The organism is Alloiococcus sp. CFN-8, from assembly GCF_049943125.1.
Lineage (GTDB): Bacteria > Bacillota > Clostridia > Clostridiales > Clostridiaceae > JAEXZL01.
Window position 1 is genome coordinate 882,904 of sequence record NZ_CP188040.1, and the last position, 13,590, is coordinate 896,493.

Consider the following 13,590-nt stretch of genomic DNA (forward strand, 5'->3'; position numbering starts at 1 on the left):
ATTAAACATAGTATATATGATGAATAAAATTAAAAGACCACTAATATTAAATAAATTGAAGGTACTAAGAAAAAAACTACATATAAAGATTACCACACAAAGTGCAACATAATACTTTGTATCTCGCTTCATACACAACCTCCTGATCTTATTTATTGTTGTAAGCCTTGAAATAAGTCATAACTCATGTGCCTGTCACCAACCATCACTTTAGTATATCCACCGTGTTCTGATTGGAAGCAGCCTTTGCCGGCAAATAGCTAGAAGCGATACCAATGGCAATGGAAACACCTGCTGCCATGAGGATAGTTGATAAACTAGGCTTTACTTCTAATTTTAAGAAGTAGGATATTATAACTGCCACTAACACTCCAAGGATATATCCTATGAAGCCGCCCATAAGAGTTATGATTATCCCTTCAAATAAGAATTCTCTTTTTATGTCTTTCTTTTTTGCTCCGAGGGCTCTTTTTATGCCGATTTCTAAATTTCTTTCTGATACTGAGGTATAAATCATGTTCATAACCCCAATGCCTGCTATGAATAATGATATTCCTGCAACTACAGCTATAAAGGTTGTTATGGTATTTATCACATATCCTAACATTTTAACAATACCAGTGCTGTCATAAATCTCATAGGTACCTGAAGCTTTTTGGGCACCACCTTGATTTAAGGTTTCTTCTATATCTTTTGTGGACTCCTTCACATCAGCATTCTCACCTAGTGTAATCTGGATTCCGTAAATCAATTCACCAGTGCTATTATATTGCTCATAGGTTTTTTTGGGGATTTGAATGCTTGTTGGCAGGGTAAAAAGGTTCATTTCATCTTCATCTGCAGAAGGGACTATACCAATTATTTCATATTTTATATTCTCAATTGTGATGATACTGCCAAGATAATCATCTATAATAGCCTCCTCAGGGAAGATTGATTCATTTACCACCGCTACATTCTTCAGTCTATCATTATCAACCTTAGCTATATTTCTTCCAATTATATTCTTGTAGCTTGTCTCTTCGGAACTTCCCAGCATCCCCTGTACTTGAGTCCCTCTTATGTCTCCGGTGATGAAATCTCCTATGGCTTGGTCATCATAAATAAATTCAATGGAGTCTACATAATCCTTATGCTTTAATATATCTATATCACCATTATCAAAATATGACTCATTAATACTGCTTAAGTCCTCACTATCAGGAATAAAGGTCACATTTAAAACTACCTTTCCTTCACTCTCTCCAGTAAAGCTTTCAATGGTATCCCTTTTATATGCTTCTCCTAAAGCGACAATAGTTATAACCGCTGCTATTCCTATTATTATCCCAAGCATAGTTAGCACTGATCTATTTAAATTTCTTTTTAGGTTTCTTAAGGCAGATGAAATTAAGGTTCTTAAGGTCATACAGCATCCTCCTTAAGCTCACCATCAAAGATATTTACTATTCTTTTAGCTTCCTTAGCAACATCCTTATCATGGGTAATAACTATTATAGTAATTCCCTCTTTATTTAACTCCTGAAACAAATTCATTATATCCTTAGAGGTATGACTGTCTAAAGCCCCTGTAGGCTCATCGGCAATTATTATATCTGGATTGTTCACTAGAGCTCTTATTATTGCTACTCTCTGCTGCTGTCCACCAGATAGCTCTGATACATATTTATTAGTTTTAGATTCTAAATCTACCCTTCTAAGCAGGCTCAAGGCTCTTTCTTGACATTGCTTTTTTGAGGCCCCTTTATAAAGCATTGGTAGGTATATATTCTCTTTTATTGTTAGTGTTTTTATTAAGTTGAAGTTTTGAAAAACAAAGCCTATCTTATTATTTCTTATAGTGCTTAACTGATCATCGTTTAGGGTTCTTACGTTCTTCCCATCAAAGAAATATTCTCCCTGAAAATTATTATCTAATAACCCTAAAATTTTTATCATTGTGGACTTACCTGATCCAGAGGGTCCCATAACAGCTATGAATTCGCCTTTTTTAATTTCTAAATCAACATCCCTTAAGGCATGAATTTTTTCATCTCCGGTAATATAATACTTATTTATTCCCTGTAATGATATCATAGCCTACTCCTTCTCAAGTCCAGCTGAAGCCTCTTTTGTTAATTTATCTCCTGGAGCAATTTTATCCCTTGAGATTAAGTAGTAGTCTTCCTCAAGGACACCATTAACTTCTATTTTTTCTACGCCATCATCTATAACCTTTGCGACCATTAGGCTTCCATTTTCTATTGATACAAAATCCTTTGGCACCTCTAAGGTATCTATATTTTCCTTAATTTCAACAGAAAAACCTATTCTGATAGGACCTTCTGGTTTAACGTAAAAATTATAGGCAACCCCTGTTCCATTAGGAGTGGTGCTGGGTAGGTCATCAATAGCTGTTACAGTTCCTTTTAAAGTTTGGCCAGTACTGACTACCTTTACGAGCACTTCTTGTCCTACTTTTAACTTTAAAACGTCATATTCGCTAGCCATACCTTTAACTAAAGGTTCCTTAGAAACGATATTAATGTACTCCACTCCTGGATTAGTTAATCCTTCTGTCTTTATATAAGCTATACCATCTAGCTCAGCGGTAACATCCTTTCTAAGCTTCTTTTTTAATCCATCAACTTGTCCATCTAATTCCTTTAAGGTGTCCTTAAAAGTAACACTGGTGACTTCATAATTTTGAAGCTCAGACTTTAACATTTGAAGCTCCTGCTCTTCTATAGCAATTTCTTGCTGCACGGTTGCTTTTTCATCCATATTTTCCATATCATTTAGATTACTAAGCTTTGTATTTTTTTCAGCAATGGAGTTTTCTTTTTTATTGATAGCTAGTTTAGTTTTTTCCATATCACCATTTGCTCTATTAACCTTGTCCTTTGTCGAAGCATACTGAAGCTTTAAATTATCAATTTGCTCCTGTACAGAATCATTGAAATAAGTAAGAATCAAATCACCTTTTTTAACCTCAGCTTTATCTGTAATATTAACCTTCTCAACGGATCCAAGGATGCTATCTATAAAGATTTTTTGTTCTTCCTTTATTACACTCATACCCTTAAAGCTAAGGCCTGAGCTCTCAACTACTTCATAATAGTTATCACCTTCACTTAAAGCTGCTTTCCTACTATTCTTCTGATTAATAGCAAAGATAATTACACCAACAAAAAGTACAATAAAAATAGAAGCCATAATAACTATATTTTTTCTTTTCATATACCCTCCAAATTATAGAATCAAGGAGCTATCAATGATAGCTCCTTAAACTGTTTCCTCCACAAAACCATATAAAGCTCTTTTTTTATAAATGAAATATCCATATAGAGCAGCAATTGCTATACTTATTATCAACGAAATTATAGCCGTTCCTGCCGTCCCTGATACGATAATATTATAAACGGTATTAAGTATGAAAAGACCAAAGTAACCAAATATACCATATTTATTTTTCATTAATATCAAAATAACCGATATACCACTTATTAATGTAGTAACTAGACCAAAAATATATTGGCCAGTGGTTGGAATCATACTTGCATCTACCTGACCTGTTTGAAGCATAAGAGAATTTAAGCTATCTCCTACAACCATAACAAAAATTGTAGCTAAAATACTAATCACTGTACCAATAAGCATTAAAATACTAATTGTTATAATTCCCGCCCCTAACTTCTGCTCGTTTTCCATAATGTCATCCCCTTAAAATTATTAATATTATTAAATTTAATGATCATTTAATAAGCTTAAGTTAGTAAATAATCATTATAATATTAAACTGAAATAATCAATTCAAATATTTCGTTTTCCATTCACATTTGTATTTATTTATAATTTATGTTATTTTTTGTTAAAAATATCACATAATTATATTTTATACCAATGTATAAATATTGTAAATATTTTTTAAACGATTCTCTTGGATTAGTTTGATTGGATAAAATATCATATATCGTAGAACATTTTTTCACTGAATACTAAATACAGGTCTTATAGCTGTTTATAAACTAAATTCAAAAGTCCCTTCCGAATACGGAAAGGACTTTCGTAATAAATATTATTATTCTATAGATAATAAGTCATAACTCATGTGCCTGTCACCATCATTACCCTCGCCTCAGAAGGCTGCAACACCCTGGCCTTATGCTCTTCATAATTACTTATTAGTTCTTGTCCACCTTCTATATCATCAAAGAGCTCACACTTAACCTCTTTCTTGGTAAAGTTGCAGGCTACTATAAGCCTTGTACCATCTAATTGTCTTTCATAAGCATAAATATCATCGTTGTCCTCTAAGAGTGGTACAAACTTACCATGGACTATTATCTCATGGTTTTTCCTTAGAGAAATGAGCTTCTTATAGTAATTGAAGACACTATCTGCCCTTGAGACTTGCTCCTTGGCATTGATTTTTACGTAGTTTGGGTTTACCTTAATCCAGGGGGTGCCGGTGGTGAAGCCAGCATTTTCACTGTCATCCCACTGCATTGGGGTTCGGGCATTGTCCCTGCTCACTGCCTGTACATAGCTGAGCATTTTTTCTTGAGATATGAGGTTGTTGTCTATATATTCATGATAGAGAGTTATAGTTTCCACATCTCTGTAATCCTCTATATCTGAGAAATAAGCATTGGTCATCCCAAGCTCCTCTCCCTGGTATACATAAGGAGTTCCCTTCATCATATGGAGGCAGGTAGCCAGCATCTTTGCCGAAACCTCTCTATATTCATCGCTATCATCCCCAAACTTTGAGACAGAACGAGGCTGATCATGATTACAGAAGTAGAGGCTGTTCCAGGCCACTCCCTCCAGCTCCTGCTGCCACTTATTAAGTATAGCTCTGATACCCTTCATAGGAGGCTTTACATCTGTCCATTTACCGATAGCACCAGAGTCTGGGGCAACATATTCCACATGCTCAAATTGGAATACCATGTTCAGCTCGTTTCCATCAAGCTGTGCATATTTCTTTGCTTCGTCTATGGTAACTCCTGCTGTTTCTCCTACAGTCATGATATCATATTTTGAGAGTACTTCCTTATTCATCTCCTGTAAGAACTCATGGACTCTAGGACCATTGAATACATAAGGGCCGAAGTCTCCGTAAATCCCCTTAATCACTTCTCCATCAGGATAGCCTGGTACCTTAGAGATCATGCTGATAACATCCATTCTGAAGCCATCTATCCCCTTATCACACCACCAGGACATCATATCATAGACTTCCTGACGCACCTTTTCATTTTCCCAATTAAGGTCTGGCTGATACTTAGTAAAGCAGCCTAGATAATACATATCAGATTCTTCATCATAGGTCCAAGCAGAGCCTCCAAACCATGCTCCCCAGTTGTTTGGGGCCTTTCCGTCCTTACCTTCCTTCCAGATGTAGAAATCTCTATAAGGGTTGTCCTTGCTCTTTCTGCTTTCAATAAACCAGGCATGTTTATCAGAGGTATGGTTAACCACTAAGTCCATTACAAACTTCAGTCCCAGCTCATGAGCCCTGGAAAGCATTCTGTCAAAGTCCTCCATAGTTCCGAATTCCTTCATGATACTTTGATAGTCAGCTATGTCATAGCCATTATCCCTATTAGGAGACTCATAAACAGGGGAAAGCCATATAACGTCTACTCCCAGCTCTTTAAGATAAGGAAGATGCTCTGTAATACCATTGATATCACCAACACCATCTCCATTGCTATCAGCAAAGCTTCTTGGATATATTTGATAAACAACACTTTCCTTCCACCACTTTTTCATTATTTATCACCCTTTCCTTATATATCAATAAGTCATAAGTCATAACTCATGTGCCTGTCACCATCATGTCACCTCTCATGTAAATAAGTCATAACTCATGTGCCAGTCACCAACATTACCTCTTTCCCCTCACCCTCAACAGTGACAATCCTCTTATCCACCATAAGGATAACGGCTTCTTGTCCTTTATTTTCTATGGAAATCTCTTTTGTATCCACATGTATGTTAAGCTTGTTTCCCTTCCATATGAGAGGATAGGATAAGCTTTCCCAGCTAGGGGGTAGCTTAGGATTTATATTTAAGGTATTGCCTATAACCCTGACTCCACCAAAGCCCATGACCACACTCTGCCAGATGCCTCCTATGGAAGCGCTGTGTATACCTTCGTCGGAGCTCTTCATATAAGGTCCTAAATCTATGGTTGCTGAGCCCTTATACAAGCTATATGCTTCCTGTAATAGGTCTAAATCAGCTGCCATTATAGAATGTACACATTTGCTTAAGGAGGAATCATGGAGTGTATAGGACTCATAATATTTATAGTTCTTTAGCTTGCTTTCCCTTGAGAAATGCTCTCCCAGAAGATACATCAGCATTACCAGGTCCCCCTGCTTAGAAACCTTATATTCATTGAGCTGTTCAGGATTATAGTCCAGGTATATACCCATAACCTCATCACTTTCCTTATACTTTCTTATATCCAGTTCTTTTAGATTAAGGAATTGATCATTTTGAGGTATTATCCCTTCTTCATTTTCCTTGGGGAGATATAGCTTGTCCACAACGGTGCTAACCTTTTCGTGTATATATTGCAAGTCTAATTTTCTATTTAATTTATCATAAAGCTTCTCATTACTTTCCTTAAGCTCCTTCATTACTTTTAGCGCCAGCTTCATATTATGATGAGCCATGTAATTGGTAAAGGCGTTGTTATCTATATGCTCCTTATATTCGTCAGGACCTATAACATCATTTATTTCATAACGATCAAGAACCTCATTATATTCTAAGCGGCTTGACCAGAATAAGGCAGTGTCAAAGAGCACTTCATAACCATATTCCTCCATAAAAGCCTTGTCTCCTGTAGTCATATAATACTGCCAGAGTCCATAGACAATGTCTGCAGTGATGTGGTGCTCCAGCTTTCCTGTAAGGACATCTATAGGAGTACCCTTAACCACATCGATTCCAGCAGTGAGAGGGGTAACCTCTCCATCATCAATCCAGGCACTTTCCCAGGGATACATGGCACCTTCATAACCATATTCCTTGGCCTTTAGTCTTGCACCATAAAGATTCTTATATCTATATTCTAACAATATTCTTGCTGCCTCTGGTAGGGTAAATGTGTAAAAAGGTAGTATAAAAATTTCTGTATCCCAGAAGGAATGACCCTTGTACCCTTCTCCCGAGAGAGCCTTTGCACCAATACCTACTCTATTATCCTTTTTATTTGCCATTATATTTAAGTGGTATAGGGCAAATCTTATACTGAGCTGGTCAAAGGGATCACGGCTGTTAATCCTTATATCCACCTGATTCCAGTAAGCCTCCCAGGAGTTATTATTTTCAGCTAGCAGGCTCTTATAACCTTTGTTTTCTATGTCCTTAAGCAAAGATAAGCCATCGCTTTTAACCTTCTCTAAAGCTTCTTCTAAATTATTGTTAATATACCCCATATCTCTTGTGGTATATACACAGGAAAGCTTCTCAAATTTCAGCTTCTCTCCTTTTTTTACCTTAACACTGTGCTTAAGGGAAACCCCTCTTCTTTTCATAACTGGTTCTATAGACGTTTCATCGCTGCTTATATTATGAGTAGAAAATACACCTATATAGAGCTTTCCCTCTGTTGTTTCAGCAGTGTATTCCAGATATTTATTCTCATGGATACGTCTAGTACCACCCTTAAAATGAGAAGCACCGCTGTTTGTCATCTCTCCATTTATCCCACTGATAATAGTAAGGTCTATGTCACTATTTATTGGAGTAATCTCTAAGGCTCCTCCAATTATGTGCTCATTACTTAAGGATACAAACCTTCTAAATTTCAGCTCCACTGTATCATCCTGGGGGCTAGTCCACAAAACCTTTCTCACCACTTCTCCTGTCTTCAGGTTTAGCCTTCTGCTGTAAGCCTCTATTTTCCCAGCCTCTAAATTAAATCTATGACCATTTATATAAAGAGAGATTTCAGTGATATCTGGAAGATTAGGAAGCTCAGTGACTTCACCCTCAGTGGCCTTGTTAAAGGTTCCCGAGGCGAACATGTTTCTCTTTTCTTTAGTATACCTCTCTTCTAAAGCATTTCTTACCCCTAAATAACCATTTCCCTGGGTAAAAATAGCTTCGCATTTCCCTAAGAATTCAGCATTAAAAGCACTCTCTTCTATTATCCAATTTTTAAGTACTCCACTGCCGCTGTTGTATTTTAAAATATCCATTTCTGTCCTCCTCCATAGCAAAATTTATTAAATCTCCTAACCTTTTATCCCTGAAGCCGCTACGCTCTGCTGAACCTGTTCCTGAGCCAAGGTATAAATTATTATTCCAGGGAGCACCACTACCGTTAGGGCTGCAAAGAGCTTGGTATAATCATAGGAAAAGGCTTCATTAAAGAACTGTAGCGCTATGGGCAGTGTCCTATTCCTGTCTGAGGAGGTAAGGAGTGCAGCATAGAAATATTCATTCCAGTTATTTAAAAACATCAGTATACCAGCCGTGGAAAGACCGCTTTTTGCAAGAGGTATGTTTATATTCCAGAAGGTTCTTAAGAAGCCTGCCCCTTCTATGGCTGCTGCCTCATCTAAGGATTTTGGAATGGACATGAAGGTATTCTTCAGGATAAACATAGACATAGCCATTCCTGCTGAAACATATACCAGTGATAAGCCCCAGATATTATCATAAAGATCAAGCTTTGTTATGAGAGAAAAAATCGGCTGCGCCTTTGACTGTGCCGGTACCAAAAGGGTAATGGTAAATAAGGCATAAAAGAGATTTTTTCCTGGGAAATTATACTTAGCTATTACATAAGCTCCCATAGAGTAGATAACAAGGGAAACTACTGTTGAGGATACTGAAGCTAAGAAGGAGTTTAAGGTATACCTTAAAAAGTTATACTCCTCAAATAAATAGGCAAAGGCTCCAAAGCTGATATTCTCCGGAAGAGAAAAAGGACTGCTGAGTATCTGTGCATTGGTTTTAAAGGAGGAGATTATTATCCATATTATCGGTAATATGGATACTGCTACAGTAAAAATTAAAACTCCGTAGATAAATAGATTTACTAATATTTTTTTAGTTATTTTCACTTAGATGCACCTCCTTAATATACACTTTCATTCATCCTGAAGGATTTATTTATAATAAATAATGTAGCTAAACCTATGATGAACATAATAACCCCTATGGAGTTAGCATAGCCATGCTTTAGATTCATTATGGAATTCACAAGGATCAGCGGAAGATTCATGGTGTCATCCCCTGGTCCACCAGCAGTGGTAAGGACTATGGTTTCATACATGGCAACCCTTGAGGTTATAGACAGTATCATAGCTGTACCTATGGAATTTCTGCATAGAGGAAGATGGATTTTAAAGGCTACCTGAAGAGCTGTGGCACCATCCACCTTAGCCGCTTCATTAACCTCCTCTGGAATTGCCATAAGATCATTTAGAACAATCAAGGTGACTATTACCGCAAAGAATAACCAGGTAAAGGTCACAGCCCAGAAGGCATAGGGTGAATTATAAAACCACTGAACATTAAAGTCTGGATTAACCTTCCTTATAAGATTGTTCAGTATTCCCATATCATTATTAAAGATAAATTTATATATCAAGGCCCAGGCAGCGGTGGAAATAACATTTGGAACCATAAACACTGCTCTGGTAAATTTCCAACCCTTTGGTTTTCTGAAAAGGATAAAGGCTACTAAAACTCCAAAGCCCACATGAAGAGTCATTGCAATGAGGGACCAGAGAAGCAGATTCCTAAGGGAATACAAAAATGCCTTGTTGGCAAAGAGCCTTATATAGTTTCCCATTCCCACAAACTCTGGTGAATTAAAGCCATTCCACTCTGTAAAGGAAGTAGTAAACACCGTAATTATAGGAACTAAATAAAAGACTAAAAACATTACAATAGAAGGAAGTAAAAATAAATAAATCAGTGGATAGTTTCTCTTCTCCATTTTGCTTATACTTATTTTTTCAGTAGATTTTCTAGCTATTTTAGTCACCTGCTTTCTAGTTTTAAATAGATATAGGCAATAAGGAGTTTTATTTCACTTATTGCCTATGTATTTTACAAGCTATTTAGCTTCTGCTGCCTTATCAGAAAGCTGACTGCAGAATTCCTCTGCACTTAAGGTGCCATCGTAAAGCTTAGGTAGAAGCTTAGCAAATTCTGAGTCTGACACTGAGGACGGCATCATCTCTAGAAGGTTCTGCACATAAGTGACATCCTCTCCTTGGGAAGCTTCAGCTAAATCTGCAAGAACCTGAGTTTCCTGGAGCTTTTCATTGAAGCTCGCACTGTACTCTAGCTTTGGAGCAATACCACCCTCTGCAAGTATATATGCTTCTATTTCTTCAGGGGAATATCTAAATTCTAGATAAGCAAGAGCTACCTCCAGCTCCTCTTCAGAAACGGTAGACGGAATCCATAGGTCTCCATAAAAAGCAGTGTTTGCTATAGCAATGTTACCAGGATAAATGTCTGATTTTACATTCTTTCCATCAAAGCCATTGCTCCATTTATCACTGGAGCCTTCATTAAAATCTCCTGACATCCAGGGTCCATTGAACATAACTGCCGCACTACTACTCATAAAGGAATTGGCCATATCTGCATAGCCTCCTCCTATGGAATTAGAGGTTGCCTTCTCATCAAAAACCTCCTTAAGCTTTTCCACAGCACTTACGATGACAGGATCTGTAAAGTCATAAAGGGTCTTGCCGCTATTTTCCTTGAGAAAATCAGCACCGCCTTCTTCATTAGCTATTAAAGCTGTTAAGAAAAGACCACTTGTCCATGCATTTTCTGCGGACTGGAAGGGAATCTTATTATCTCCTAAGGAGTCAACAAATTCATCTACAGTCATTTCTCCCACAGGCTTTTCCGGTGTATACAGCTCTGAATTATAGAACATTCCAATAGGCCTTACAGTTACCATAGGCATTATAACCACCTTGCCATCCCTAGTAACAAAGTCTAAGGATTCATCAATAACTAGGTCCTTAACTGCAGGAGTATCATTTAACCACTTACTTAAGTCATATACCATGTCATTGGCTACTGCTACCTCTTCAAACCACTGAATATCTATACCTCCAGAGGCTGGTGGATGTACTAAGAAAGGAAGCATGTCCTGAAGAGCCATCTGCTTTATTTTTTCTGCGTAGTTTGTCTGAGTTACCTCCTCAAGAACAATTCTGTATTTATCCTTATGCTTTTCATTAAATCTTTCAATATGAGGCTCAAAAAATACAGCACCTACATTTTCACCAGTCATATATGTAGGTAGAGTTACTTCAATTACACCATCGCTGCCAACTTTTGTCCCGCTTGAGCCTTTTTCAGAACCATCTCCGCAGGCTACTAGGGATATAGACATTATTGCTGCAGCTATTAACCCAATTGTCTTTTTAAATACCATAAATTCTCCTCCATTTTCTTTTTGTCATTGTTAATAATCAATTAATATTTCGAAAACGTTTTTGTAAGAAGTAATAAAAAAGGATTTTAGGACAAAGCCCTTAAATCTTTTTTACACTATCTCTTATAACTAATTCATATTCAGTGACTATTTTATGGGCAGTAGCCTTACCATTTATAATATTCATCAGTAAATCTACTGCAGCATAGCCCCTCTTTTTAACCTTTTGATTGATTGTTGTTATTGCTGGTTCTACATATGCAGCCATGTTCACACCATCAAAGCCTGTTACAGAAAAATCCTCAGGCACCTTATAGCCACAGTCTTTAATAGCCCTCATTACACCAATGGCCATCAAATCACTCATAGCTACAAAGGCTGTAAATTCCTTCCCCTTCTCTTCTATAAGCTTCCGAGCCTCCTTGTAAGCATCAGCTTCTGAAAATTCACCATAGATAATTTCCATGGTTTCTAGAGACAACCCTGCTTCTTCAATAGCTTTTGAAAAGCCCATATATCTTTCTCTCGATACCAGAGCTTCCTTCTTACCATAAACAAGTACAAGCTTCCTATGGTTGTTTTGAAGTACATACTCTGTGATCTCCTGAAAAGCCTTCTGATCCTCCATGAGCACATTGCCCAGCTTATCTCCTTCCAGCTCTACATCCACTGTTACACAGGGAAACTGAACATCCTTCAAGGATTTAAGATATTCATCGCTGGTTTTAAGTCCCAGTAATAAAGCACCCGACAAGCTATGTTCCAGGCAAAACTGATCATAGGTTTTCTCCTTCTGATAGTTGGAATCTATAGCGTAGGTTGCTATCTCAATAGAATTGTCCATAGCATAGCCATAGGCTCCCTTCATCAGCAGAAACTGAAACTCATCCACATCAGATTCCTGCATAAAACCAGAAACTATCATGGCGATATTAAGCTTATTTTTTTTAGATAAATTCCTTGCACTGATATTGGGCACATAGCCTAATTCCTTAGCTACCTCAAAGATTCTATTTTTAGTATCATCTTTTATATCACTATATTCATTAAAGGCTCTAGATACAGTACTCACAGACACCCCAGCTTTTCGTGCAACATCCCTTATAGAAGAAGCCAACACAACAACTCCCTTTCAAAAACGTTTTTGTTAACATTTACATACTACCATTAATTTGCAGGGTTTTCAATATATTATAGGGATTTAAAAAATAGTTCATATTTATAGCAACATTCCTACTCATAGTAAATGGAGCTTCCAAAAAAAGAAAGCTCCATCGAAATTATCAATAAGTCATAACTCATGTGCCTGTCACCATCAAGGTCCCGCTGATATCCTTTATGGTGAATACTTGATCCTCTTGTAGGCCTTTTACTGGAAGGCTTAGGTGGACTAGTAGTCCCGTATCCTTGGGGAGCTCACCCATAAAGGCTTCGTCGAAGTCCAGGGTTGCTTTTGCAATTAATGCATCTTTGTTTTTAAATTTTAGGCGCATATCGCCATGGAGCTCCTTGAGGGGCTTATCTAGCTTGTTGACAAAGAGACATACGGTAGTCATTTTTCTTTCTTGATGCTTGTACATACCCTTTAGGAATACTAAATTTACTGTATCCTCCTGGTAGTCAAGCTGGGCACTATTTATAGCCCTCTGTACGCTCGCGTATTCTTCTTTTATTGCTGGATCCTTAAGCTGACCCTCATGAGCTTTTGCCACCATAACATTGATAGCCATATAAAAAACCTCCTATACTAGTTAACCCAGTTCTCAATTCTATGGACCAGGGAGTTAACAGCTGATTCGAAAGATCCAATCAAGCCATAGCATCTTGATGCTTTGTTTTCATAGCTTGCTTTTTCCATGTTTAAGGCATCCATATTAGCATCAATATTACTAATTACTTTATTGTAGCTTTCAATTACATCATTAACACTGGTTTTATATGAGTTTTTATGCAGATTACCTTTAAAATCATCATAGCTTTCCTCTGAGAAGCTTTTTACACTATCTCGATAGCCCTTGATTATTTTTTTATCCTCTGCAAGCCTTTCATAAACAGCATCTATATCAGCAGCGATGGCAAGATAGCCTTCCCTTTCTTTTTGCTTAGCCCTGAGCTGAGATTTTATTTCTGTCAAGGAAAATTTCAGATCCTCTAAAGTTGCCATTACC

12 protein-coding genes are annotated in these 13,590 nt (G+C 37.2%); all 12 read right to left on the reverse strand.

What is annotated here, in order from left to right:
- Nucleotides 1-205: 205 nt before the first annotated feature.
- A complete protein-coding gene (locus ACPWSR_RS03915; RefSeq protein WP_426350397.1) occupies nt 206-1,408 on the reverse strand; it encodes an ABC transporter permease in 1,203 nt (400 codons plus the stop codon).
- On the reverse strand, nt 1,405-2,076 hold the full coding sequence (locus tag ACPWSR_RS03920) for an ABC transporter ATP-binding protein (RefSeq protein ID WP_426350398.1): 672 nt from the start codon (nt 2,074-2,076) through the stop codon (nt 1,405-1,407). Before ACPWSR_RS03920 ends, ACPWSR_RS03915 begins: the two co-directional genes overlap by 4 nt.
- A 3-nt stretch (nt 2,077-2,079) precedes the next feature.
- Nucleotides 2,080-3,219 (reverse strand): hypothetical protein, encoded by a 1,140-nt coding sequence (locus ACPWSR_RS03925; RefSeq protein ID WP_426350399.1) that lies wholly within the window; start codon nt 3,217-3,219, stop codon nt 2,080-2,082.
- Nucleotides 3,220-3,264: 45 nt separating this feature from the next.
- Nucleotides 3,265-3,690: a hypothetical protein gene (locus ACPWSR_RS03930; RefSeq protein WP_426350400.1), complete on the reverse strand. Its 426-nt coding sequence runs from the start codon at nt 3,688-3,690 to the stop codon at nt 3,265-3,267.
- A 396-nt stretch (nt 3,691-4,086) separates the two neighbouring features.
- Nucleotides 4,087-5,760 (reverse strand): glycoside hydrolase family 13 protein, encoded by a 1,674-nt coding sequence (locus ACPWSR_RS03935; RefSeq protein WP_426350401.1) that lies wholly within the window; start codon nt 5,758-5,760, stop codon nt 4,087-4,089.
- Between the two features lie 95 nt (nt 5,761-5,855).
- Nucleotides 5,856-8,204: a glycoside hydrolase family 65 protein gene (locus ACPWSR_RS03940; RefSeq protein ID WP_426350402.1), complete on the reverse strand. Its 2,349-nt coding sequence runs from the start codon at nt 8,202-8,204 to the stop codon at nt 5,856-5,858.
- Nucleotides 8,205-8,240: 36 nt separating this feature from the next.
- Nucleotides 8,241-9,074 (reverse strand): carbohydrate ABC transporter permease, encoded by an 834-nt coding sequence (locus ACPWSR_RS03945; protein WP_426350403.1) that lies wholly within the window; start codon nt 9,072-9,074, stop codon nt 8,241-8,243.
- A 14-nt stretch (nt 9,075-9,088) separates the two neighbouring features.
- Complete coding sequence (locus tag ACPWSR_RS03950) at nt 9,089-9,955, reverse strand: carbohydrate ABC transporter permease (RefSeq protein WP_426350404.1); 867 nt, start codon at nt 9,953-9,955, stop codon at nt 9,089-9,091.
- Between the two features lie 120 nt (nt 9,956-10,075).
- On the reverse strand, nt 10,076-11,422 hold the full coding sequence (locus ACPWSR_RS03955) for an ABC transporter substrate-binding protein (RefSeq protein ID WP_426350405.1): 1,347 nt from the start codon (nt 11,420-11,422) through the stop codon (nt 10,076-10,078).
- Nucleotides 11,423-11,522: 100 nt separating this feature from the next.
- Nucleotides 11,523-12,542, reverse strand: a complete 1,020-nt coding sequence (locus tag ACPWSR_RS03960) for a LacI family DNA-binding transcriptional regulator (protein WP_426350406.1) — start codon at nt 12,540-12,542, stop codon at nt 11,523-11,525.
- A gap of 178 nt (nt 12,543-12,720) precedes the next feature.
- Complete coding sequence (locus ACPWSR_RS03965) at nt 12,721-13,152, reverse strand: hypothetical protein (protein ID WP_426350407.1); 432 nt, start codon at nt 13,150-13,152, stop codon at nt 12,721-12,723.
- 17 nt (nt 13,153-13,169) lie between these two features.
- Nucleotides 13,170-13,586, reverse strand: a complete 417-nt coding sequence (locus ACPWSR_RS03970; RefSeq protein WP_426350408.1) for a hypothetical protein — start codon at nt 13,584-13,586, stop codon at nt 13,170-13,172.
- Between the last annotated feature and the right edge of the window lie 4 nt (nt 13,587-13,590).